Genomic DNA, 25481 nt, shown 5'->3' with positions numbered 1-25481 from the left:
TAAATTGACAAAAAAAGGCACATCTCACCTTTACGGGGGTGAAACACGCCTTTGTGTCCTCGCGGACACATTTTAACATCTGGACGAGTCTATGTCAACCCGTCAAATCCGTCAATGTATTGGGGAGAAACTTAGGAGATGTGTACATCGAGTCGGACGCCGGCACCGCGCGACAGGTCCTCAAACGCTATGACGCGCGAACTGATGCGCGCCGCGAGCGCCGCGCTGTGGGTGACCGCGAGCACGCCGAGCCCGCGCTCACCCGCGGCGCGCAACAGCGTTTCCCATATCTGCGCCTGCGCAATGACGTCGAGCATGGTGCTCATCTCGTCGGCGATCACAACCCGCGTACCCGGCGCGAGCGCGCGGGCGATACAAAAACGCTGCAGCTCGCCGCCCGACAGTTCGGCCGGGTAGCGGTCCAGCCACGCTTTTTCAAGCCCCATCGCCGACAAAAAAACGTCGTCGGGCGCCCAGGCCTCCGCCAGCGTTTTGCCAAGCTTCCAGCGCGGATCGACCGCCTTCTCGGGGTGTTGGCCAATGAGTTGGACGGGACAAAACCCGCGCCTTGGCAGCGGCTGGCCCGCCGCCAGCACCGCGCCGGATTGCGGTGTCAGATGCCCCGCGAGAATCCGCGACAGCGTGCTCTTGCCGCAGCCCGACGGCCCGACAAGCGCGACACGCTCGCCGGGCTCGATCGTCAGGCTCACGCCGTCGAGCACAGGTCGCCCGCGGGCGTAGCCGAACACGATGTCTCTCGCCTCAACGCGCATGGCGGCAGCTCACCTCCCCCCCGCGGACGACGCGCGTATCCGGCAAAGCGGCGACGCACGCGGGCGTGCACTCCGGACAGCGCGGCGCATACAGACACCCAGGCGGCCAGTCTCCGGCATAGGGCTGCGCCCCGGCGGCCGCGGTGAACCCATTTTGCGGCATGGCCGCCCAAAGCGCTTTGCTGTACGGGTGGCGCAGCAGCGCCGCGTCGGCAAAATCCGAGGCCTTGGCCGTTTCGACCGCCGTGCCCGCGTAAAACACCGCCACGCGGTCCGCGTAACGAATCGCGAGATCGATGTCGTGCGTGATGAGCAGCACGGCCGTCCCGGTGTCCGCGATTTCGCGAAAATGTCTCATCGCGTGTTCCGCGAGACGCGGCGACAGACCCGGTGTCGGTTCGTCGGCAATGACGAGCTTTGGCCGCCTTGCCAGCGCGGTGCTGATCATCACGCGCCGCGTCATCCCCCCCGACAGTTCGTGTGGGAACAGCCCGGCCGCTTCGGGTTTCAGATGATAGCGGCCAAGCAATTCGTTCACCGTCTGTTTATCGCGTGAGATCTGCCGCCCGACGCGGATCAGAGGGTCGAGATACGTCACGCTCTGCGGGACAAGCGCCATCTCCCGTCCGCGCAATCGCTTCTGGAGCGCGGCGTCCAGCGGCGCGCCGAACCAGCGCATCTCGCCGTCAAGTCTCGCATTCTTCGGCAAGATCCCGAGCAGCGCATGGGCCAGCAAACTTTTCCCCGAGCCGCTCGAACCCGCCACGGCCAAGATCTCGCCCTCTCCGACGGCGGCGTTCAGATTCGAGACGACTTTCAGCAAGCGCTGAGAAAAACCCCTGTCATACATCTGAAATGACAGCGACAGACGTTTCACTTCAATGACATTCACCATAACATAGCTTCCCTAACGTGGGTTGCACCTGCAACCCACAACCCAAATTCTTGTTTTTTGTTGCCGCTTCGCGGCAACAAGGTACCATCATGCAGCTTCTCTACATCTGCGCTTCGCGCGGCTCAAACAGGCGGCGCGCCGTGTTTCCAAGCTTGCCAATCAGCAGTACGAGTGTCACAAGCGAAAGGCCCGGGAAAAACGCGAGCCATACCGCGCCGCTTGAGAGGTACCGCATGGATTCCGAAAGGATCGTCCCGATGGCAGGCTGCTCCGGCGGCAGGCCGAAGCCAAGAAACGTGAGGCCCGATTCGTGCATGATCGCGTGCGGAAACAGCAAAATCAGCCCCACAAAAAACTGCGGGGCCACATGCGGGAGGATGTGCTTGCGCGCGATCCACAGCGTCGATTTTCCAAAACGCCGCGACGTCATGATGTACGGCTGCGAGCGGATTTGCAGTACCTCGCCGCGGATGACCCTCGCGAGAGCGACCCAATGCGTGACGGCAATGCTGAAAAGCATACCCGCCGCGCCCCGGGCGAGCGCGACCGAGATCAGGATCATCAGCACGGTGTGCGGGACGCTCATAAACACGTCGATACACCAGTTTACGGCATGATCGACCGCCCCCCTGCCCATCGCCGCCGCGGCCCCCACGGCAAACGCGACGACGGCCGCCATAGCGGAAGCGGCCGCGCCAACGGCAAGCGACAAAGACAACCCCTTTACCGTACGGACAAACATATCGCGCCCCAGAAAATCGGTGCCGAAGAGGTGCGACGCCGAGGGAGGCAGCTGTTTTTGCGTGAAATCGGCCCCGAGCGCCGCGTCCGGGATCAGTGCTCCGCCGAGGTAAATCGCGAGTATGACCGCAAACAGGAGCGTCGAGACGATGGCGGCGTCGACGCGTCCGCTTCGTTTTTTCACACGTTTGCCCCCTCTCGCGTGCGCGGATCGATGATCTGCGTCAGGATGTTTGCCGCGAGGTTGCCGGCGAAGACAAAGCAGGCCGAAAACATGACGATCCCCAGAAACAGCGGCATATCCGCCGCGCCCGTCCCCGCCGCCGCCGCTGCCGCGCCGAGCCCCGGATAGCTGAAAATGCTCTCCGCAAATACCGAGCCGCCGAACAACTCCGCGAACGAGCCGAACTGCATGATCACCGCCGGAATCAGCGCGCCTCGCACGCCGTGGCGAAACAGGATGCTCGCGTCGCTCTCGCCGCGCGCCCGCGCGAACAGCGCGTAGTCGCTGGCATATACGTCAAAAAGCTTTTCGCGCGTGTGCAGGGCGAGACCCGCAAACGACAGGAACGACAGCGTCAGCGCGGGCAAGATCAGGTGATGGATCCGCTGACCCAGTGTGACGGCCTCCGGCGCCACGCCGGGCGGCACCGCAAGCCCGAAAGGGAACCAGCCGAGTCCGGCGGCAAACACGGCGAGAAACATGAGCCCTACCCAAAATGTCGGGACCGAGCACAAAAACAGACACACAGGCCGCACGATGCGGTCGGGCCATCGTCCTCGGAATGCCCCCATCAGACACCCGGCCGAAAAACCCAGCAACCCCGAGAGCGCCCACGCCGTCATCATCAGCAGAAGCGATGTTTTGAATCGCACCCCAATCACGTCCAGTACCGGCCGACGGTACGACGTCGACACCCCCCATTCGCCGCGCAGGATACCGCCGAGCCAGCCGAGGTAACGCGCTACGGGCAGCTCGTCGACGCCCCAATATGCGCGCATCTTCTCGACGTTCTCGTCGGACACGCCGGGGTGCGACAGACGGTACCTCGTCTCGGGATCGATCGGCGATACGCTCGCAAGGGCAAACGAAAGCGCGCTCACCGCGAGGAGCAGCGTGAGGCCCCTCGCACCATAGATAACGACGGATTTCAGCTTTCCCAATACCAATCCCTCAAATTCGCCACAAGCGTCCATGACGCGCCGTGCGCGTGAATCATCTGGTCGCCCGTGTTCAGTCCGTCGCGGCGGAAATACAGGTGATCCTTGTTCACAAGAAAAATGTACGGGCATTCGCCTCGCATGCTCGTCCCGGTCGCGCCGTCCCACTGCGCTTTTTGCCAGTATGGGATTGCCTCTTCCAGGGTTTTCGCGTTCAGCGCCGCGTCGAGGTAGCCGTCCACGACAGGGCTGCCAAAACTCTCGGGGTTATACCAGTCGTCCTGGCCGATGCTCGACGAGTGGTAGAGATAGTAGCTCGTAATCGGATTCGCGCTGCCCCACGCGAGGATCACCGGCTGTGCGACCATCGTGGCCATCATGTCGCCTTCGCCCATCCCCTCGACAATCAGTTCCACCCCGATTTTTTCCCGCACCTGGACCGCCGCGCTCATCGCGACGGCCTGGCGCGCGCTGTCGCCCGCAAAATAGTACACAGGTACGGACGCTTTCAATCCGTTCTTTTCGCGGATGCCGTCGCCGTCCGTATCGGTCCATCCGGCCTCTTCCAGCAGCCGGACGGCATACACCGCATCCGTTTCGATGACGCATTCCGGGTTCCACCACGGCATGCCGTCATTTTCGGAGTAAGCGGGCGCCGCGTAGCCGCTCAGCGCCTCGTCGCAGAGCTGCCGGCGGTCGATCGCGTAGGCGACGGCCTTCCGCAGGGCCGCATCGCAGGTGACGTCGTTGCCCATGGCGTTGCCAAGGACGCTTGTCCCGCCGCCCGTCGGGATAGTAGGCATCACAATGCCCATATTGTCCACCGTTTTCTCGACCAGCAGGTTGTAGCCGTCTATCGCGTTCATCGCGGCGAGCGGCGCGGACGTCAGTGTGATGTCGACCTGGCCGGACTGGGCGGCCATCAGCTGCTGATTTTCGTCCGACATATGAAGGAAGACCGCGCGTTTGATGCGCGGGAGCGCGCCGTAGTAATCCTCGTTGGCTTCCAGAATCATCTGCTGGTCGACGTCGTACTGTACGAGCTTGAACGGTCCTGAGCCGACGGGTTTCAACGCAAAGTCCTCGTCGTATGCGTGCTCCGGCGCGACGCCGACCCCCGTGGCCGTCAAGATGAACGTGGACTGCGGATGTTTCAGGCGGACGACGACCGTATCGCCGTCGGCCGTGACGCTGTCGATCGCCGAGAGGTCAATTTCCGTGGCGCTGTCCATGATGGTCCTGTACGAGAACACAACATCCGACGCTTTGACAGGCGCCCCGTCCGTGAACCGCGCGTCCGAGCGGAGCTTGAACGTATAAGTGAGCGCGTCGTCGCTGACAGCATAGCTCTCCGCAAGGTCCGGCACGACGTTCACGTCCGCGTCGAGCGCGACGAGCGTCGAATACAGCAGCGGGACGCAGCTGCCGTGGCCCGAGGTCACGAGCGGATCAAAGCCCGACGGTATGTCCGGAAATCCTATGGTAACCTCGTCTTTCGCCGGATTCTCCAAGCCGCCCTTCTTCGGCGCACACCCCGCGCACATCAAGGCGGCCAGCGTGAGCGCGAGAACAAGGAACCGCATTCTTTTCATCGTGCTCCCTCTTTTCCCATATTCATCCATATATTTCTTCTATACTTCTTCGCAGCCAGCATCATTATATGGGCGGCCGCGCGGCCGCGCAAGCTCCCGGGGGGGATATATTTGGGGAGTATACTTCTGTTTTTTCTTGTGATATACTGTGGCATGCGGGAACAATCTCGGAGTAAGGAGTCGCTAACTATGAGCCACGAACACGCACACGACCTCACCGGCAGTCCTGGCCCCGAGCACCCCCGCGGTGCGGCGGCGCCTCTCCACAGCCATGCGCACACCAAGTCCGTCCTGAACCGTCTGTCCCGCGCCATCGGGCATTTGACCGCCGTACGCGGTATGGTGGCGGAGGGGCGCGACTGCGCCGACGTGCTGATTCAGCTGTCCGCCGTGCGCTCCGCCCTGAACGGCGTCTGCGAGGTCATTTTGAAAGATCACATTGAACACTGTATCGTCGACGCGGTGAACGACGGGGACATGTCCGCCATAGAGGAACTGGGCCGCGCGATCGAGCTGTTGATGAAGTGACGGGCCCAGACAGCGGCTCCGCCGCTGCCTTTTTACCTACAAGAATATCCCCGCCTTTTCGGGCGGGGATATTCTTGTTTTTGCAGTTTTTTGCCCCGTATTTATGAAGCATTAGTAAAGTTTTGGAATCAAACGTACGATATTAGAGACAAAGAAAGTCGTGGCGCGGCACACAGAGAACGAACTCTTGTTGAGGTAAAACATGAAACGTATGAAATTGGGAAGGCGCATTATATTTGGCTTTGGCAGCATCGTATTATTGATGCTCGTTATGGCCGTAATTTCGATGTTTGGAAATCTTTACACGCTATCAAATATCGACAGCATAAACGCTTACAGTGATCTGCAGACCAGCGCCAATGACGTGCTGGATATATACAACGAAACGCGCATGAGCACTCGGATTTTATATCGTGAATCCGCAGACGACGCCTTCGCGGATTTTCAAAAACAGGCATTGTATGTAGACAATCGCCTGCATGTATTGCTTGCCACAATCCAGAACAATTCGGCCTTCGCGGAGTTTCAAACCGATTCGGACCAATTCGCGTCGCTGTACCGGGACTGGAGCGACCATATTTACGCGCTCCAGAACGCCCGGCAGACCGCAAGCGCGGACGGCGAAACCATCGCCGCACTTGTGCGGGAGAGCAGAAATCTGGACCTGCGCGCCCGTGAGATGATTGCCAACATTGTTTTGAACGTGGGGGACCGAATGGACCGCAACCTGACGGACACAGCGGCCTCGGGCCGCGCCTCGCTGACACTCGTGTCGCTGGTGTCCGGAGCGGCGCTGCTGCTGGCCGTCGTACTGGCGCTGCTGATTGTTTCTTCGATTCGGAAACCGCTGGGCCGCATCCAGTTGGTGCTCACACAGATGGGCCGCGACGGCGATTTCGCGCTGCCCGCGGGGATGGAGAGCGCCATCCGCGCGGACGCGCTGGGACGGGACGAAGTGGCTGCCTGTACGAGGGCCGCGCTCATGCTGCAGGAGAAACTGAGCACGATGAGCCAAGCGCTTGTCTCCGTCGCCGACGGGAATCTGACCACGGAAGTGACGCTTCAATCGGAGCGTGACAGCATGGGTCACACGCTCTCGCAGATGCTCTTAAATCTGAATCAGAAATTTTCCACCATTTTGCAAACCGCGCGTCAAGTGTATGGCAGCGCGCAGGAGATGGACCAGGCCTCCCGGCAACTCCATGCCGCAGCCGGGCAGCAGGATTCCGAAGTGGGATATCTGTCGGATTCCATTGCCCATGTCGCGGAAAAAACGCGTGACAACACAAGCCTGGCGGACGAGGCCGCCGGTTTGGCGCAAACCATACAACACAGCGCGCATACGGGCTCCGAGCAAATGAACCAGATGATGAACGCCGTCAAGGAGATCGACGAGGCGAGTTTGGCCATCTCCAAAATCATCAAAGTGATCGACGACATTGCGTTCCAGACGAACATCTTGGCGCTGAACGCGTCGGTGGAAGCGGCCCGGGCCGGGCAGCACGGCAAGGGGTTTGCAGTGGTGGCGGAGGAGGTCCGCACACTCGCAGCCAAGAGCGCGGACGCGGCCAAAGATACGGCGGATCTGATTGAAAACTCGATTCAAAAGGCCACGTTCGGCGCGGATATTGCGAAAAAAACGGCGCAGTCTCTGGCATCCATCGTCGAAGGTATCCAAAAGAGCGGCCAGATTGTAAGCTGTATCGCGGAAGCGTCCGTGGAGCAGTCCGAAGCGATTGCCCGGATCCTTGGGAGTGTGGAAAAGGTCTCGTCCGTCGCGCGGGAGACCGGGGGCATGGCCGGGCACTCCGCCTCGGCGTCCAAAGCCATCGCGGAACAGGCTGCGCTTTTGGAGAATTTGGTCGCTCAATTCCAGCTGGCGGACAGAGCGCTCCCACCTTTGGCACAACACACCTAAGAAAGGAGGGGCAAAACGATGAAACCGATACGCTTTTTGATACTTTTTGCCCTGTGCGCGGGCCCTCTGACCCTGCTGCCGGCGGGATGCTCCGCGCAGCCCACATATAAAGACGGCGCGTATCAGGCGGAAGCCGCGGAATTCCACAATGGCTGGAAGGAAACCGTCGAGATCACCATCAAGGGCGGCAGGATTGACAAACTATCCTGGGACGCGATCTCCAACAACCCTGATATCCCTATCAACAAAAAGCAGTACTCCAAGAGCGGACTCTACGGCATGTTGGCGGGCGGCGCCCAGAACGAATGGTGCGACCAAGCCAAAGCGGCGGAGGACTACATCATGCAATACGGGGTCGATTCCTTCGCCATAGACGAGGAGGGGCATACGGACGTGATTTCGGGCTGTACGGTCACGGTGGACACGCTCGCGCTTTTGGCGCAGGATTGCCTGCGCCAAGCCCTTCGGTAGGGAGAGAATCCGCCTGTTCCTTTTGTGAGACAAAAGTATACTTCTTTTTTGCCGTTGTCGTACCCTCTCAGCGAAGACCGCGTGCAACATGGGCCATGCGCGGCATGGTATATTGAAAAAATTGCCGGTACGCCGCACAATAACGGTTTTGTCCCAACTGACCGTCGGCGTCGTGGATCCGCTCCCGCCGGCAGCCGTTTCGGCACACAGGGTAATAGGAACATGTTTTGCATGCCGGATGGATAGCACGCGACGGCGCGATGAAACTCATCGCTATATCGCCGGAAAGCATATCGGCAAAGCTGTGCGTATAAACGCTCCCCATGCGGTATGGATCCAGCGCGTAAAAATCACATGGATATACGCTGCCGTCCGCTTCAACGAGCGGAGAGACGCTGCACAAGCCGCTTGCCGCGCAGTTTTCCGGCGGATAACCCGCCAATATGTAGATGAAATTGTCGAAATTGCGAATGGAGTAATAATCCCCTTTTTCAAAATCCTCGTACCACAAGTCGAACAAACGATGTAAAAAGTATCCGCACCTCTTGTTGTCCGGCGAATAGGTGTGAGAATCATCCGTTTCCTCTAAGCGCTCCAGGCAGGGGATAAACTGAAGATGCCGGAACCCCTGCCTTTTATAATATTGATACACCTTACCGGGGTGCGCGGCCAAGTGTCGGGTCACAACCGTCAAAATATTGAATTCCGCCTTGTGTTTGGTCAAGAGACGGGCGGCTTGCAGGCAGCGGCTGTGCGTTCCGCTTTCATCTCCGTCGACGCGCAGCACGTCATGCAGGAACTTGGGGCCGTCCATAGAAAGGCCTGTCAGAAACTTATTTTCCGCCAAAAAAGCGCACCACTCACTGTCTAAAAGGAGTCCGTTTGTCTGCAGGGAATGCCGGATAGAAACACGGTTTGTGTTGTATTGTTTCTCAAAACGGATAAGTTCTCTGTAAAAATCAATCCCCGCCAAAGTGGGTTCTCCGCCTTGAAATCCAAACACGCACATTTGCGTGGATTCGGACAGTGCCTTGTAAACGAGTCTTTCGAGCGTTTCCAGAGACATCATTCCCGCGCCTTTTTCTTTGCGCAGACTGACTACATCCGTATAAAAACAATACCGGCAACGCAAATTGCAGTTGCCGGAGACAGGCTTTATGAGCAGGGACAGACACTTCATTTGATGGCCCCCAAAACCAAGGTTACACGTTTTCAATTTCCCGGATGCTTTCACGCAAGACAATTTGTGTCTGTACGTAACTGCAGTCACAAGGCACAGTGTCTACAGTAATATATTCAAATAAGATTTTGATGGCCCGGTACCCCTGTTGCTGCGGATTTTGCGTAATCGCGGCCAGAATCCCTTTGTCTTCCAAGCCCTCCTGCACCGCGTCGGAGTAGTCGTAAACGACGACCTTTACTTTTTGGTAGAGGCCCATATCCTTCAAAGCCTGTACCGTGCCCCGGCCAGAAATGGCGCCGGGGCATATCAGCGTGTCCGTATCTGGATATTGCGCAAAGGCGTTTTTGGTCTCGTTGTAACTGTAAATGTCGTCGCCGGACATCTCTATGATTTTTTGTATCTTGATACCGCCGTAGCACTTTTTTAAACGGGCCTCCAAAGCCAGGGTGCGCTGCTGGTTGCCGAGCATTCGAAAGGTTGGCGCAAAAATCAAAAGTTTTCCGGTTCCTCCGGTGATAAGGTTGATTAAACCCGCCGTGATTTCCCCGGCGGATGCGTAATCACAGCCCACGTAACCTAGACAGGGGACATCCTCCAGCATCGCGCCCAAAAAAACGACGGGGAATTTTTGGGCGTGCAGCTCTGTGAGTTTCTTCTTTATATCGGGATGATTGATGGGGACGATCGCCAGAGCATGAAAACCTTCCGCCAGCACTTCGTCGATCAGTTGAAGCTGGACGGCGGCGTCAAAATCCCGACCGCGTTTAATCACGACCGAGACACCATAGTCCCGTATCTCGCCTGCCATCTGCGCAACACCTTCTAAAATCGTGTCATAAAAGGTGTTGTGGTCAATGTGGAGGATCAGGGCGATTTTTAATTTTCGGCTGCGTAGGGCGAGGGATTTCGCAACGCTGTTGGGTTTATAATTGAGGAACGCCGCTATCTCCTGAACCCGTTTGACGACTTCAGGACTCACCCGCCCCCGGTTGTGCAGCGCGCGATCGACCGTTCCGATAGAAACGTCGGCCAACTCGGCTATCTTTTTCAGTGTTACCGGCATAATCGCTCCTATAATAAATATTGCATCGCATGTTAAGAAATTGCGTTATCGAACACGCCACAATGCTATTGTAATCAAAGTTGATTCATATGTCAAGTGTTAATTTTATGGCCCCGATCTCTGTGACACCGGGGAGAGCCTTCATGTCAGTGTGTCCATTTTCCCCGGCAGCAAGCCCGAGAAGAGACGCGCGAACCTGCTGCGGGTGACATGAAGACCCGCGACCTCGGAGAGTTTGAGAGCCCCGCCAAGCCTGCTCGGCGGAATGAAAAATGGATACTGGATGTACTCTTTCCTTTACAGGGATGATCGCAGATTGATCCCGGCGATGATGAACACAAAAATCAGCACGCCCATGTACAGGTATCGCAAATCCTTTTCCTGTATCCGGCGGCCAATTAAGCTGCCCAAAAGTCCGCCGCCAATGCCTCCTGCAATGGCACACATCATAACCGTCCAAGAAAACGCAGGAATTGTGCCCATGATAAGCATAAACAGAAAACTGGCGGCCTGAGAAAGCAGAATGATATAGAGGGAATACAGCGACGCCGTTTTGAGATTCATATCTAAAAAATAATTCAATATGGCCAGATTCAGAGGTCCTCCGCCAATGCCCAAAAATGTCGAAACCAACCCGAGGGCGAGCCCCAGCGGCAAATACAATGCTTGATTTTGCAGATTTTGGGGTCGGATATGTTTTTGGAGACACAAGTGTATCAGCAAGCCGAGGGCAATGACCATCAATAGGACAGTTTGCAGTTTGCCCAGGAATTGATTGGAAAAATAGGTAAATAAAAGCTTGCCGGCGACGCCGCCGCAGGCGGAACCGATTGCCAGCATCGTCCCCCTGCGATGGTCAAACGCCGCGCGCGTTCTGCGTCTGGTCAGCGCAACGACTGCCATGGCGAATACCGCACAGCTGGACAGAAAACTGACAAGTTCCACACCGTACGGCGTGGTCATCTCCAACACCGGTCTCATCACAATGCCACCGCCAATGCCGCTGACGGCCCCTATGACGGATGAAAATAGGCATACGAGCAGAACCAACATTTCAATCATGTTCTACCTACTGAAATTGATTTGAAGAATATTGCGCCATTGCGTTATCGAAAACGCATCGAATTCATTATAGTGAAAAAACGATCAAATGTCAAGCCTCAAATCAATTGATTTACAGGAGGTTCTGTGGTATAATAATACAATAAATATCGCGTAATATAAAAATATTTTTGTACAATCTATGATTTTATATTGACAGTGCGGGAAAATTGTGATATGCTCGGTGGCAGATGCGTTATCGTACACGCAACAACGATCACAGGAGGGTTTGATTATGAAGAAGGCATTTTCCATTCTCCTCGCGCTCGCGCTGCTGACGGCACTTTTGGTGGGCTGCGCGAACACTGAGCAACCGTCTTCCGGCCCCACGCCGCCGCCGGGTTCGGCACAGACCTCTCCCAGTGGCGGCCAGACGCCGCCGTCGGAAACCCCGAATTTCAAGAAGTTGACCGTGGGCACCATGCCGCTGACCGTGGGCGTGCCAGTGCAGTATGCCTATGACAATGGATTTTACGCGGACGAGGGCTTGGATGTTGAGATCATCATTTTTGCCACCGGCGCTCCCATCAACGAGGCGTACTCGGCCGGGCAGCTCGACATAGCCGTGAGCGGGCTTGCCTCGGTGTACTCGCTGGCGAACGGAAACGCGAAATGGGTCGGGGAGATCAATTCCACGGGCGGCATGGGCATTTATGTCCGTCCTAACAGCCCGATCCTCGACGTGAAAGGGCAAGTGCAGGGAAAACCGGACATTTACGGCAGCGCCGACCTAGTACGCGGCGTCAAAATCCTTGGCCCACTTGGGACGACCGCGCAATTTAACGCGATTGGCTACGCCAAATGTTTTGGCCTGAGCAGCGCGGACATCGAACAAGTGCATATGGAATACGGGCCGGCGTATCAGGCGTTTCAATCTGGCGAGGGCGACGCCTTTGCCGCCAATCCGCCCTTCTCCTTCCAGGCCGAAGAAGCGGGCTATGTCTGCGCGGCCAGTTTTGAGGATTCAACTGGCGTCTCTCTGATGGACGGCATCTTTTGCACCCTTGACATGTCTGACAACAGACATGAAGAACTGGTTCGTTTTATTCGCGCCACTTACAAAGCGTGTGAGGCGCTTCAGGACTACGACACGCGGTTCGCGTTTTCAAAAGAGTGGTTTAACGCCAACGGCAAGGAGTACGACGACAAAACCTTGGCCAGCGAGATTGCCGTGCGTGACTACATCGACAAGGCCTACATGAGCCAGCCGAGCTACGTCTATGGCAAAGGCATGACCGAGATTGCCAGCTTCTTTGTGGACGACGGCAAAATTGAACCGGCCAACTTTCCAAACGTCCAAGCTTCGTATGACAAAAGCATTATCAAGGAGGCGCTGGGCATCGATTTCACGGTGGACCAGTAACGAGCGCCTTCATGGCGGCCCGTGTCCCAAACGAATGGCGCGGGCCGCCCAACCCGGATAGAGGTGTCTTCATGAGTGAAAAGCGAAACGGCAAAAAATACATATTGATTTCTATCTTATCTTTTTTGGTATTTTTATGTGTCTGGTGGCTGTGCACGGATGTTTTAAAACTGACGGCGCCCTCCACGCTCCCCAGTCCCGTCAAGGTGATGCACACCTTTGTCGTCAAGTTCTATGATCCCGCGCCGGACGGCGCCACCATGATCCAGCATATGGGTTCCAGTCTGCAAATCGCGCTGACCGGATACGCCATGGGGCTGGTGGTGGGTATACCGCTGGGCATTCTCATGGCGTGGTATAAGACGCTGGACATGTTTGTGCGCCCGGTGTTCGATCTCCTACGCCCCATCCCCGGCATCGCTTGGATCCCGCTGATGATCATCTTGCTTGGCATTGGCATGTTGTCCAAAGCAATGGTCATTTGCCTCACGGCCTTCATTGCCTGCGTGGTCAACTCTTATACCGGAATCAAACAGACCAAGCAGGTGCACCTTTGGGTCGGGCAGACCTTTGGCGCCTCCAATCTCCAGATGCTTGTGCGCGTGGCCATACCGACATCCCTGCCCATGGTTCTGACAGGCATGCGGGTCGCCTTGGCCGCTTCTTGGACCGCGCTGGTGGCCGCCGAACTGCTGGCCTCTACGCGGGGGCTGGGGTTTATGATCCAACAGTGCCGCGGGCTATATCGGCCGGATGTGATCATCGCGGGCATGATCGCGATCGGCGCAATCGGTGCGCTGCTGACATGGCTGCTGGGGGTTTTCGAGAAAGTCGTCTTGAAAGGAGGGCGCTGGTGATGAAATTTGTCTATCGGTATAGAGCCGTCGGCGCGGCGCTGCTTTCCATCGGCGCGTTTCTCCTGCTCTGGCATTTGGGCACAAACGGAACCGCATTGGGCAAAATGATGCCGGGACCCGGGACGGTGATCGCCAGTGTTTTTGACACCTTTGCCCACCCCATCGGCAAATATTCCATTTTGGGGCACATCGGATGGAGCCTGACCCGGGTACTGGTCGGCTATGCGCTGGCCGTGGTCGCGGGCATTGCCATCGGCACCCTCATGGGCTGGAGCAGAACCGCGGCCGCCATCTTTAACCCCATCTACCAAATGATCCGTCCAATTCCGCCCATTGCCTGGATTCCGCTGGCCATCTTATGGTTTGGCCTGGCAGAATCTTCCAAATACTTTTTGATCTTTTTGGCGTCCTTCAACAACATCACTCTCAATGCCTACGACGGGGCCCGTTCGGTGGACAGCACCTTGACGGGCGCTTCCAAAATGCTGGGCGCCAACAACGTTCAAACATTGTTTACCGTTGTTTTGCCCTCCTCGGTTCCGGCCATTTTTGCAGGTCTTCAGGTGGCCATCGGGGTGGCCTGGGCGACGGTGGTCGCAGCCGAGATGGTTCGCTCGACAGAAGGCGCCGGATGGGTCATTATCAACGGGCAGGAAATGAACAACACCACACAAATTCTTGTGGGCATCGTCGCCATCGGCGTCGTGGGGTTTTTGCTCGCTATCTTGATGCGAAAACTGGAGGAAAGATTATGCAGGTGGAGCAAGAGCGGCAGATAATGATACGCTGCGAACACGTCTGTAAAACATTCCGCGGTGAAAAAGGAACGAACGAAGTCGTCGCAGATTTGAATCTGGACGTCGCCACAAATGAATTTTTGGTCCTCTTCGGTCCCGGTCAATGCGGAAAAACCACTGTCATCAATATACTGGCCGGTTTGGAGACGCCCACGAACGGTTTTGTGGAGGTGAACAAACAGCAAGTGCTGCGCCCCGGTCCGGAGCGGGGCGTGGTATACCAATCGGTCGCCCTGTTCCCCTGGCTTACGGCCATGGGCAATGTGGAGTATGGCCCGAAGGTGCGCGGTGTGTCCAAACGGAAACGCTGCAAACGCGCGCAATACTACATCGATCTTGTGGGCCTGCATGGCTTTGAAAACGCCTATCCGGTCAGTTTGTCCGGCGGCATGAAACAGCGCGTAGGCATCGCGCGAGCATACTGCAACGAACCTGCCGTCATGCTCATGGACGAACCTTTCGGCGCTTTGGACGCGCAAACCCGCTATCTGATGCAGGAAGAACTGGAACGCATCTGGCAGGAAGAAAAACGCACCGTGGTTTTTGTCACCAACAATCTGGAGGAAGCCATCTATCTGGCCGACCGCATCGTCGTATTGCGCAACTGTCCCACGGGGGTTAAAGCGCAGTTTTCCATAGATCTGCCCAGGCCCAGAAATTATGTGGACCCTGAATTTCTGCGCATTCGAAAAGAAATCAGCGCCGTCATTGACGAAACATTGTAGGGGGGCGTCTGCTTTGGAAGAGAAAGTGAAGGTCAAAGTACGCAATCTGGTCAAAAAATTTGGGGATCTACTGGTACTCGACGACATCTCGTTTGATATCAATCAAGGGGAGCTCATGTGTGTCGTGGGGCCGACAGGCTGTGGAAAAACCACATTTTTAAACAGCGTAACCAAATTGTACGACATCACCAGCGGTGAAATCCTCATAGAAAATGAACCGGTGGATTTAAAAAAACACAATATCTCCTACATATTTCAAGAGAACTCAACGATGCAATGGCTCAATGTAGAACAAAATGTATGTTTTGGATTGGACATCAAAGGTGTCCCGGACAAAGAAAAGAGAGCCAGCGCAAATGAGGTGCTGGATATGGTGGGATTGTCTGAATATCGAAACTATTATCCCCGTCAGTTGTCCGCCAGCATGCTGCAGCGCGTCGTCATTGCCCGCGCCTTTGCCACAAAACCGGAGCTTTTGCTCATGGACGAACCTTACGCACAGTTGGACATTGAATTGCGTTATAAATTGGAGGATGAATTGGTCAAACTCTGGCAAAAAACCGGCACTACCGTTTTGTTTATTACGCACAACATTGAGGAGGCCGTCTATCTTGGAGAAAACATCATGGTTCTGACCAACAAGCCGACAAAGGTAAAGCAGGTGATCTTAAACCCTATGCCAAGGCCAAGAGACATTGCGGCTCCGGAATTTATCGCTTTACGTAACCAGGTGACGGATTTGATCCGTTGGTGGTAAGCGTGGATTTGCAATCTATGGCGGAATAAATCGCCGGCCAGCGGCGGGCGAGGCTTTTGATACCTGAACCATCTATGGAGGTATTCTCATGCGGACAATATTTCTTTTGTTTGATTCTCTCAATCGTCATTTTCTCAATCCTTACGGCTGCGACTGGACGATAACGCCGAATTTTTCCCGCCTGGCAGAAAAAAGCGTAACCTTTGACACCTGTTACGCGGGCAGTTTGCCCTGTATGCCGGCGCGGCGCGAACTCCACACAGGACGGTATAATTTCCTGCACCGGAGTTGGGGGCCACTGGAACCCTTTGACGATTCCCTGCCGGAACTGCTTCGACAGGCGGGCGTTTATACCCATATGATCAGCGATCATCAGCACTATTGGGAAGATGGGGGGTGCACCTATCATCACCGTTACGACACATGGGAAATCGTAAGGGGGCAGGAGGGCGACCGCTGGAAGGCACGCGTCAAGGATCCGGAAATCCCTCCGCATTACGGGCGCATGTGGCGTCAGGACATTGTGAATCGCAAGTATATAAAATGCGAAGAGGATTTTCCTCAGGCGCAGGTCTTCAAACTCGGTTTGGATTTTCTAGACAAAAACAAGGATGAGGACAACTGGTTTTTACATCTGGAGACGTTTGATCCACACGAGCCCTTTGTGGCCGGCGAGGCCTATCGCGCCCTGTACCCCAGTGATTATGCCGGTCTGCCGTTCAACTGGCCGGCATACCGCAAGGTCACTGAACCAGAGGATGCGGTGGCGCATTGCCGTCTCGAATACGCGGCTCTTTTGACGATGTGCGACGCCTATCTGGGGAAAATTTTGGACTACATGGACGACCGGGACATGTGGAAAAACACGGCGCTGATCGTATGCACCGATCACGGCTTTCTCCTGTCTGAACACGACTGCTGGGCCAAATGCGTCCATCCGTTTTATGAAGAAGTCGCCCATATTCCGCTGTTCATCTGGGATCCAACACTGGGGATACGGGGAGAGCGGAGAAGGTCTCTGACACAAACTGTCGATCTGCCGCCCACCATTTTAGATTTTTATGGGATGCACCCGTCAAAAGACATGCAGGGAAAAACCCTGCGGCCGGTACTGGAAAGCGACGCGGCTGTCCGCGAATACGCCCTGTTTGGTGTACATGGCGGCCAGGTGAATATCACCGACGGCCGATACGTGTACATGCGCGAAGGCAATGAAGACAATTCTCCCCTGTACAATTACACCGTCATGCCCACGCATATGCGCAGCATGTTTTCGACGAAAGAGCTGCAAACAATGGAAATACATCCCGGTTTTCCGTTTACCAAAAACTGCCCCGTGATGCGAATGGCGTCCATATTGGATGAGAGCAGTGACATCATGATGACGCGGCGATTGGGCAATCTTTTGTTTGACTTGTATGCGGACCCAAAGCAGGAAAAGCCCCTGAAAGACCCCGTGACGGAGACTCGTATGATTAAGAGTTTAATTGCCATGATGAGAGCGTCGGATGCGCCCGGTGAACAGTACAAAAGACTTGGATTGACAGATCTTCTTTTGTCGGATTCGCACTGGGACGAACTGATATTGCAGGAGAAAATACACCGCGGGACACTCCTAAAAGGGGGAATGTAGGAAACTGGAATATGATTGTGGAAGAAGTATCTTGTGGTCACTCCAAAAAGGGGGTATGTTAGAAACTGGAAGTTTGTCTAAGGAGCAACGAAAAACGAAGAAGAACAAAAGAATGGAGGCACATGACAATGAAACAAAGGCTAATCAGCCTGACCCTTGCAACAACACTCGTTGTGTCGTGCATGCTGATGCTGCCGACCGTGACTGCAGGCGCAAACAACAGCGGCACTCTCTACACCGTCAAGCAGGACGGCACGGGAGACTTTACCACCATCCAAGCCGCCGCCGACATAGCCCAGCCGGGCGACACCATTGTCGTCTACGGCGGCACCTACCGTGAAGAGGTCGTCTTCCCGCGCGGCGGTACGGGCGAAGACGCCCGGATCACCCTGAAAGCGGCCGAAGGCGAAGAAGTCATTGTCACCGGCTCGGATGCCGTACAGCCTGACGAGTGGGCGCCTGTGGAAGACATGCCGGGTGTTTACAAGCTTGTGAAACCCAACAGCTATTTCCCCGGCCACAGGGAGAATAGAGGAGACAGGCTTCCCGGATGGACTTGCGATTTGGATCAGTTCAATCCGTTCAACGCGTTCTGGAGATCCAGGGCCAACAGCAGCTCGCCCAGCAGCGGAAGCGGCGCCAACCAAAAATTAGGGTATGTGTCCTGCGGCCAGGTGTATGTAAACGGCGAACCGATGAATCAGCGTTGGAGTCTGAACGGCGAAGCGGACGGCATCACCAACGGCACCTTCGGCACGGTCGCGGCGACGCCCGGTTCCTGGATCGCGTATGTGGACGTAATCAATGATGGCGTCAACCCCATGACCACCAGCCCCAACGGCAATCCCGATTTGGAAAACGGAAACACCACCATTTACGCCAACTTTGGCAGTGTAGATCCCACCAACCCCGCCAACGACACCGAAATCAACGTGCGGATGCAGTGCCTCACGGCGGAGTGGAACGTGGGCTACATCACCCTTGACGGCTTCACCGTCATGCGCGGCGCCGGTCCCAAGACCGTAGACTTCTGGCAGATCCGCGCGGAAGGCATGTTCGGCGCGATCTCGACCAACGGCGGTTATTACTGGATCATTGAAAACTGCGACGTGAACCAGTGCCGCGGCGTGGCCGTCGATTACGGTAACGGCTCCCGCGGGCAGGAGGACAGGTACGGCCCCGGATACAGATATGGCGACTATGAAAGCAGCCATACGAGGCCCGGCTTGCCGGCCTACAACGGAAACGGCCCCGACCTGTACGGCCATCACATCATCCGCAACTGCAACATCTTTGACAACGCCACCAACGGCATGTTCGCCTACCGCGGAGCGTACACCGAGATCTACGGCTGTTCCTTTGTCAACAACAACGCGATCAACACGGGACTTGCCTCCGAAGCGTACTTTAAGAACGTCAGCGGCGGCTTCGGCATCAACATCCACGACAACTATTTCTACTCCAACCAGACCTGGAACACCATGCCCATGTGGATGGACTGCGAAAACGACGACGTCATCAACATGAACAACATTATTTATTCGGCGGGCCCGGGGGGCAGCGGGTTCTCAAACCACTCGTACGAATTGAACGCCGGATGGAACCTCTTGGCCAACAATATCTACGTCGACTGCTCCCCGACCAACGGCGTCAACGGTAACATGAATGTCATAAACAACCTGCTGATCACCTCCACCAACTTTAATGTCGTAGGCAGCGCCAGCCAGGCCAGAGCGGGTGCCGAAGGCGGCAGCAACAACGCGGCCACCATCAGCCCCTACGACGGCGTCACAACCTCCTCCACCAGTGCCCGCAACAGGACCAACCGCGTTGTCGAGCCGGGCACCCTCAACGAAATCTCAACGGTGGGCAACCCGACCAGTCGCTTTGACGGCTACAGCAGAAACAACAAATTCATGGGCAATATTACCTTTAAATCCACACCCAACAGTTCGGGCGTCAATGTTGCCGAGAGCCAACGGGTGACCGGTTACGGCGAGTTTGTTCTGAAGCGTGAGGACGAATGCGAACCGGGTCATGTCGCCATGCCGGACTTCTCAGGCGGCGTCGCCAGTTTTCATGCGGGCCTTCCGGACGTGGTGGCGCTCCAAGCGGCGGGCACAGTTTTCGATTGGACCTGGGTGTATGCGGCGGGCAATGCCGGGAATAAGCCAATCTCGCGCACGGCGTACGGCAATATGGCGGACTATAACGTGATCAACGGAGTTGCTTCGCGGCCGGGCAACTGGGATAACGCGAATAACAACTTTGAAAACAACGGACTTCTCAGGCCGACTGACGCGAATAGCTACGTGATCAACGGAGACAAGGATTCTTTCTCCATCACCCTGAACGTGGACGCCGAAACCGCCGCCTTTACAACGCCGCTGTTCACCAGCGAGTTTATGGGACCGAGCGACATGAAGCAGAACCTTGGCTACCTCAGCTATCCGCCCAGCGTGGATAAAGATATTCTGGGCAACCCCAGAGGCCCCGATCACAACGCGGCCGGCCCCTTCGCCGACCTGAAAGAGGGCGAAAACACCTACGTACTGTGGCCGCGGACCGAAAAACATGAACCCACCGTCTACACCGTCAAACAGGACGGCACGGGAGACTTTACCACCATTCAGGCCGCGGCCGACGTTGCGTATCCCGGCGACACCATCCTTGTCTATGGCGGCACATACCGTGAAGAAGTCATATTCCCGCGCGGCGGTACGGGCGAGGACGCCCGGATCACCCTGAAAGCGGCCGAAGGCGAGGGTGTCACCGTCACCGGTTCGGAAATTGTCTCCGGCTGGGCAGAGATACCCGATCACCCCGGTGTCTGGAGCATCACGATACCGGGAACGATATTCGAAGAAGATGTAAGCGGCACCTTTTTCAATCCTTATGCGGTGAAATGGCAGTCCGCCGTTCGAGGCAACTATCCGACATGCGGCAGCATCTATCTCAATGACGCGCCGCTCGAAGAAGTGTATCAGGACAACGCCTCTGGCAGCGGCAACAACGCCCGCAAGGGCCTGTATGACAGCGCGGATACCTGGAGAGTGATTTCGATTGATCCGGCCACCAACGACACTGTGGTTTACGCGAACTTCGGCGGCGCTGATCCCAACGCGGCTGGCACTGTAACCGAGTCCAACGCCCGCAAGCATGTCATCACAGGCGTGTGGAACATAGGATACATCACTGTGGACGGTTTTACCGTTTTGCGCGGCTGCGCCCCCAAGACAATTGACTTCTGGAGAAGCGACCGCGCTCCCATGTCCGGCGGCATCGCCACCAACGGCGGCTACTATTGGATCATCGAAAACTGCGACGTATCCCAGTGCCGCGGTGTCGCCGTTGACTTCGGTCTCGGTTCCCGTACACACGAAGTGAACAATGGCGGTACTCCCGATGTATATGGTTATCACAAAATCCGCAACAACAAGATTCACGACAACGCCAGCAACGGCGTCATGGCCTATTGCGGTCCGTACACAGAGATCTACGGCAATGTCCTTGCAAACAACAACGCTATGAATACAACCCTGCTCTCCGAGGCATACGTCAAGGACGTCAACGGCGGCTGGGGTATCTCTATCCATGACAACTACTTCTACAGCGACAAGACATGGGGAACGCTGGCGATCTGGCTGGATTCCGAGACCGACGGCTGTGTCATCTCCAACAACATCATCTATTCAGAAACCGGCGGTTTCAACAGTACATATGGCGCGATCCTGTATGAAACCTGTCACGGCTGGAACGTCTGTTCCAACAACATTGTCGTTGGCGGCTATATACGTTTATTTGGCAACAGTGTTTCCGACACCTATGTCATCAATAACTTGATCATCAAAGCCGGCAACGCGAACCAGTTGATCCACATGGGCAGGAACGGCACCAATCCCGGCAGCAGCTTTGATCCAACTGTTTCACCCGTACCCGCAATGAGCACCAAGGAGGAGCAAAACGCGGCGGCGGAAGCGGCTATCGCCGCAGGCGCTCGTGAAATCGTTGGGCTCGGTGTGGAAGGCATTGGCTTCCTCGGCACTTCCGGCATATCCACCAGCGGCAGCGAAGGCGCCACATATTTTGCCAACGGCATTGGCGTGGGCCGTTCCATGCGTCCGATCGTTCCCGGCGAATTAACTGCGTTAGGCACCGCGCCAATCCCCGCATACCGTGACTACGGCGTTAACGTTGCTCGTCTTGGATGCACAAACCGCTACAACAAACTGCTCAACAACATCTTTTTCGATTCCCAAGTGACGGGCAGCGGCACCGAGGTTTCCAAGGACGCGTACATCAGCGACTGGGTTGAGCTGACCCGTAATTATGAGGCTGTATACGAAAACGGCAGCAGATCTTCCGTTTTCTACCCCGCCACACAGCGGGCCGTTGCGCTCACTTCAACACTCTACAGGCAATATTATCAAAGCACCGCCTGGGGCAACCGTGCCGACTACAATGCGTATTACAAGGGCGCAAGTTCGGATTTCAGCAGTTATGTCACCGGCGACGGCTATGTACAGGACGGCAACAGCATCAGCAAAGACACCGGCAGCTACACAATCGAAGCGACCAAGGACGCTTTTAAGATCACCATCACCGTGGATGAAAGTGTTCTGGAGTTGGGCAAACAGAGCTATTTGACCGCGGACGGTTTTGGTCCCGCAAGTGCTTATAAATACCTGGGCGTCGATTGGTATCCGGATGAGGAATACATCACGAAGGACTTCTTTGGCAACGTACGCAATGCGAACAGTAATGTCATCGGCCCCTTCGCCGATCTCAAACCGGGCGTCAACACGTTTGTTCTTTGGGCGGAATCCGAAGACAATTTCAACCCGGCTGGATTTGCAATCACCGGCGACATGGAATCAGCGAATGGCGCAGGGTGGACGTACAAGTCTACGGACACGGACGTGGAGTATGACATGAACGGCATTCTCTTAAAACCCGAAGGAGAAGGCCCGTTCCCAGCCGTTATCATCAGTCATGGCGGCGGTGGAAACGCCTATGCGTATTCCCTAGCAATTGCCCAAGAAATGGTAAAATGGGGGTTGGTTTGCATCGCACCCAACTATACACACGCAGGCGCTCCCTACAACGCGGGCAAACCCAGCGGAGGAAGTATGGCCTCCGAAGCCAATTTGCTGAGGGCGCACAAAGCCTTGGATATCCTAAGCGGCCTCGATTTCGTTGATATGTCAAGGGTTGCGCTTCACGGACACAGCATGGGAGCATATCTTACCGGGGGGCTGGCCGCGGCCTATCCCCTTGACTTCAAGGTCGCCTCACACACGGCGGGCGGTATTGACAAGGCCAACGGCGTGGATGTAAGCAAAATAAAAACGCCCTACCAAAGTCACCACGGCACAAGCGATACGGTCGTTCCGCTCGCTACGGGACAAGAATTCGACGCCGCTTTGGAAGGCATAACGGAGCATGAGCTTTACACGTACGAAGGCCAGCAGCACAACGACGTCCGTTACGATTCGGGCATGTTCGCGAGGGTACGCGCGTGGTACGCCAAGTACGGAATGTTCTCTGGCATCACCTTCCCCGTAAGCAAAATTGTGGCCGGTTACGCAGCCAATCTCCCTGTCGACATTGCATTGGCAGGCGACGACGCGACCGCCTTTGACCTGGGCCTATACAACGAAAGCGGCATACTTCTTGATACGATTTCTGTCACGGCAAGCGGCAGATACACGCTCAAACTTGATAAAGCCGATGCGGTGGCGGGCATCTATGTCGTGAAAGCGATTGGCGCAGCGAAGGGTGTTGAGATCGACTGTGTGACGCAGCCGGATAATCTGTGGAAACCGACTGTGACGTTGGTGGGGAACCGCGTGGTTGTCACATTTGTCGCAGACGTCACTTTCAATGCATCCCAAAAAGCCGTTCAAATCGGGGAAACCACGGTTGACGGCGACAAGATCAGCGCATCCGGGTCGGTGCTCACCATCACGAATGTCACGGCCGCCGAGGGGCAATCCCTCGTTGTTTCGGGCATTCAGTATGCCGATCTGTTCCCCGATTACAGCTTTACCTTTAGGCTGACAATATAGGGACTTGAAAACGATCGTGTTCACGGTTTGATCCGCGTGAATTTTAACTTTTAAGGATGTGGTTCTCAGATGTTTTTGAGAATATCAAGTCTCTCTATGAGGAGAACAAGTCGCGCTGCCGCCGTGATGCTGGCCGCCGTGCTCTGTCTGTCGGCCTTCGCCGCACCCGCATACGGGGCCGGCTCCTCGGCGGATGTGTATTACGTGGGCGCAACGGGCAGCCCGGTCGGCTCCTATTTCGATGGATCTCTGACGCACGGAGCGCACGTCGCGACGTTCTACGGAGGAGATTCTTCGCTGGGCGGCGTCACATTGGTCAACAAAATGCCAATGCCCGACGTCTACATCACAAACCAACCGGCCGGGGCCGCGTACTACTACGCGTTTGAACCCGACTCCGTCGACGCGTACTACGTCGGCGCATCCGGCGGCCCGGTGGGCTCTTACCTCCCTGGTTCGCAAATCGAGGGAGCGTTTGTGGACACCTATGTGAGCACGGCCGGGTGGACACAATTGGGCGCCGACGGCAAGATCGTCATGCCGGCGCTGACCGAAGGGGTGAACCCCATCGAGCGCAGACTGACGGTGGCGGCCCAGAGGGACGGCCTGGCGACGGTGGTGTACGCGCACACCTTCAGGTGGGCATTTACCCTCGACGCCACATTCGACGGCGCCGCGTTCGCGCTCATCGCCGACAATTCGGATACGCCGCTTGAAGGCTTCGCCATCCTGGCCGCGTACGACAGCCGCGGCCGCCTCGCGTACACGGAACATACACCGGTCAGTGTCGCCGCCAACACGGCGCTTGCGCTGACGCTTGACATCGATTTGTCAGAATACCCAGCCGACGCGTACAGCTACGGCGTGTTCTACTGGGACGCCACTTGCACGCCTGTGTTCCCGGACGTGAAAAGTTAACGCGGCTATGCCGTACCCCCGACCTTCACGCCCGTAAGGGCGCGGAGGTCGGGGGCAACTCCGGCGGTTGCTAAAATAAGGAAGTTAGCAGCACGTTGCTGTCCGATTTAAAACCCGGCTGGAAAAACGGCTTGCAAATGCCGCCCTGCCGTGGTATACTGTTTGAAGACTCAAACAGTATACCACGGCAGGGCGTTTCCACGCACAATTGCGACCCGGCGGACTGTTCGTCGGATGTTTCTACATCAAAGGCGAAGTGCACCGCACGGATTGGTTCATTTAGATAGGAGGAAAATGCAATGTTAAACTATATCGGATTCATCATGCTGATGCTGTTTTTTGTCCTTATGGTAGGGCGGGGCGCTATCATGAAACGCAACGGAATCACTTTATTGGTCGTTGGGCAGAAGAACAAACGAGAGCTCCCGTCGTTTCTTTTGGGGTACGCGCTGATGATTTATATCGTCGCGTCCAACTGTTTCCCGCTGCCGATGTTCGCTTTCGCAAACCGCTTCTTCTGGAACGCGGAATGGCTGCGCTGGGCGGGTGCTGCTGTCTGCGCAGCCTCGCATATCAGCTTCATCGTCTGCATGGTCTCTTTCGGAAATTCCTTTCGCGTGGGCATTGACGAGAAACACGCGGGCGAACTCGTGACGACTGGCATATACGCGCGCAGCCGCAATCCCATGTATACCTCGCTGGACGCGCTGTTTTTTGGAATATTCCTTATTTTCCCAAACCCTGGCGTCCTGTTCGTGTTGGCGATGATCACTCTGACCTTTCACCTTCAGATCAAGAACGAAGAAGCATTTTGCCGCAAGCATTACGGTACAGATTACATTCGTTACTGCAAAAAGGTCAGGCGGTATTTGTAAATGCCTTAACAAAGGGGCTGTTGCCTCAATGAGTACAACAGCCCCTTTGTCTTTTTGTGCGA

Annotated in this window: 20 protein-coding genes; 12 read left to right on the top strand and 8 right to left on the bottom strand. The window is 56.1% G+C overall.

The genetic code is table 11. The annotated features are described in order from the left end of the window. Nucleotides 1–131 precede the first annotated feature (131 nt). The 5 genes from LBK75_05610 to LBK75_05590 form a co-directional block, all read right to left on the bottom strand. Nucleotides 132–773 (bottom strand): ATP-binding cassette domain-containing protein, encoded by a 642-nt coding sequence (locus tag LBK75_05610; protein ID MDR1157771.1) that lies wholly within the window; start codon nucleotides 771–773, stop codon nucleotides 132–134. Next, nucleotides 763–1668 (bottom strand): ABC transporter ATP-binding protein, encoded by a 906-nt coding sequence (locus LBK75_05605; protein MDR1157770.1) that lies wholly within the window; start codon nucleotides 1666–1668, stop codon nucleotides 763–765. The genes LBK75_05610 and LBK75_05605 overlap by 11 nt, the downstream gene beginning before the upstream one ends. A gap of 100 nt (nucleotides 1669–1768) precedes the next feature. Beyond that, on the bottom strand, nucleotides 1769–2593 hold the full coding sequence (locus LBK75_05600; GenBank protein ID MDR1157769.1) for an ABC transporter permease: 825 nt from the start codon (nucleotides 2591–2593) through the stop codon (nucleotides 1769–1771). Further along, a complete protein-coding gene (locus tag LBK75_05595) occupies nucleotides 2590–3573 on the bottom strand; it encodes an ABC transporter permease (protein ID MDR1157768.1) in 984 nt (327 codons plus the stop codon). Before LBK75_05595 ends, LBK75_05600 begins: the two co-directional genes overlap by 4 nt. After that, complete coding sequence (locus LBK75_05590) at nucleotides 3561–5162, bottom strand: ABC transporter substrate-binding protein (protein MDR1157767.1); 1602 nt, start codon at nucleotides 5160–5162, stop codon at nucleotides 3561–3563. The genes LBK75_05595 and LBK75_05590 overlap by 13 nt, the downstream gene beginning before the upstream one ends. A 189-nt stretch (nucleotides 5163–5351) precedes the next feature. Between LBK75_05590 and LBK75_05585 the strand changes: the two genes are divergently transcribed. From LBK75_05585 to LBK75_05575, 3 genes are all read left to right on the top strand, one after another. Beyond that, the gene (locus tag LBK75_05585; protein ID MDR1157766.1) at nucleotides 5352–5690 is read left to right on the top strand and encodes a metal-sensing transcriptional repressor; all 339 of its coding nucleotides are present in this window, start codon (nucleotides 5352–5354) and stop codon (nucleotides 5688–5690) included. Nucleotides 5691–5892: 202 nt separating this feature from the next. After that, on the top strand, nucleotides 5893–7608 hold the full coding sequence (locus tag LBK75_05580; protein MDR1157765.1) for a methyl-accepting chemotaxis protein: 1716 nt from the start codon (nucleotides 5893–5895) through the stop codon (nucleotides 7606–7608). Nucleotides 7609–7626: 18 nt separating this feature from the next. Continuing rightward, nucleotides 7627–8079 (top strand): FMN-binding protein, encoded by a 453-nt coding sequence (locus LBK75_05575; GenBank protein ID MDR1157764.1) that lies wholly within the window; start codon nucleotides 7627–7629, stop codon nucleotides 8077–8079. A 67-nt stretch (nucleotides 8080–8146) separates the two neighbouring features. On the opposite strand, the gene LBK75_05570 is transcribed toward LBK75_05575, so the two are convergent. From LBK75_05570 to LBK75_05560, 3 genes are all read right to left on the bottom strand, one after another. Continuing rightward, nucleotides 8147–9259 carry an anaerobic sulfatase maturase gene (locus tag LBK75_05570; GenBank protein MDR1157763.1) on the bottom strand — a complete coding sequence of 371 codons (1113 nt, stop codon included), beginning with the start codon at nucleotides 9257–9259 and terminating at the stop codon, nucleotides 8147–8149. A 22-nt stretch (nucleotides 9260–9281) separates the two neighbouring features. After that, nucleotides 9282–10325, bottom strand: a complete 1044-nt coding sequence (locus tag LBK75_05565) for a LacI family DNA-binding transcriptional regulator (GenBank protein ID MDR1157762.1) — start codon at nucleotides 10323–10325, stop codon at nucleotides 9282–9284. A gap of 297 nt (nucleotides 10326–10622) precedes the next feature. Beyond that, nucleotides 10623–11378, bottom strand: a complete 756-nt coding sequence (locus LBK75_05560) for a sulfite exporter TauE/SafE family protein (GenBank protein MDR1157761.1) — start codon at nucleotides 11376–11378, stop codon at nucleotides 10623–10625. 283 nt (nucleotides 11379–11661) lie between these two features. On the opposite strand from LBK75_05560, the gene LBK75_05555 reads away from it, so the two are divergent. The 9 genes from LBK75_05555 (at nucleotide 11662) to LBK75_05515 (ending at nucleotide 25419) form a co-directional block, all read left to right on the top strand. Further along, nucleotides 11662–12789, top strand: coding sequence for an ABC transporter substrate-binding protein (locus LBK75_05555; GenBank protein ID MDR1157760.1), 1128 nt, complete (start codon nucleotides 11662–11664; stop codon nucleotides 12787–12789). Nucleotides 12790–12860: 71 nt separating this feature from the next. Beyond that, on the top strand, nucleotides 12861–13646 hold the full coding sequence (locus tag LBK75_05550) for an ABC transporter permease (GenBank protein ID MDR1157759.1): 786 nt from the start codon (nucleotides 12861–12863) through the stop codon (nucleotides 13644–13646). Next, entirely contained in the window at nucleotides 13646–14425 is a 780-nt protein-coding gene (locus tag LBK75_05545) for an ABC transporter permease (GenBank protein ID MDR1157758.1), read from the top strand. The genes LBK75_05550 and LBK75_05545 overlap by 1 nt, the downstream gene beginning before the upstream one ends. Further along, nucleotides 14398–15168, top strand: coding sequence for an ABC transporter ATP-binding protein (locus LBK75_05540; protein MDR1157757.1), 771 nt, complete (start codon nucleotides 14398–14400; stop codon nucleotides 15166–15168). Before LBK75_05545 ends, LBK75_05540 begins: the two co-directional genes overlap by 28 nt. Nucleotides 15169–15181: 13 nt before the next feature. Further along, nucleotides 15182–15925, top strand: coding sequence for an ABC transporter ATP-binding protein (locus LBK75_05535; protein MDR1157756.1), 744 nt, complete (start codon nucleotides 15182–15184; stop codon nucleotides 15923–15925). Nucleotides 15926–16013: 88 nt separating this feature from the next. Beyond that, complete coding sequence (locus LBK75_05530) at nucleotides 16014–17558, top strand: sulfatase (protein MDR1157755.1); 1545 nt, start codon at nucleotides 16014–16016, stop codon at nucleotides 17556–17558. A gap of 128 nt (nucleotides 17559–17686) precedes the next feature. Beyond that, nucleotides 17687–23626 carry a dienelactone hydrolase family protein gene (locus LBK75_05525; GenBank protein MDR1157754.1) on the top strand — a complete coding sequence of 1980 codons (5940 nt, stop codon included), beginning with the start codon at nucleotides 17687–17689 and terminating at the stop codon, nucleotides 23624–23626. A gap of 96 nt (nucleotides 23627–23722) precedes the next feature. Continuing rightward, nucleotides 23723–24544 (top strand): hypothetical protein, encoded by an 822-nt coding sequence (locus tag LBK75_05520; protein MDR1157753.1) that lies wholly within the window; start codon nucleotides 23723–23725, stop codon nucleotides 24542–24544. 299 nt (nucleotides 24545–24843) lie between these two features. After that, nucleotides 24844–25419, top strand: a complete 576-nt coding sequence (locus tag LBK75_05515; GenBank protein MDR1157752.1) for an isoprenylcysteine carboxylmethyltransferase family protein — start codon at nucleotides 24844–24846, stop codon at nucleotides 25417–25419. Nucleotides 25420–25481 lie beyond the last annotated feature (62 nt).

The sequence above is a fragment of the Oscillospiraceae bacterium genome, from assembly GCA_031265355.1.
In the GTDB taxonomy this organism is placed as follows: domain Bacteria; phylum Bacillota; class Clostridia; order Oscillospirales; family UBA929; genus JAIRTA01.
Note: the sequence above shows the minus strand (reverse complement) of the source record. Positions and strands in the feature narration are given on the sequence as shown.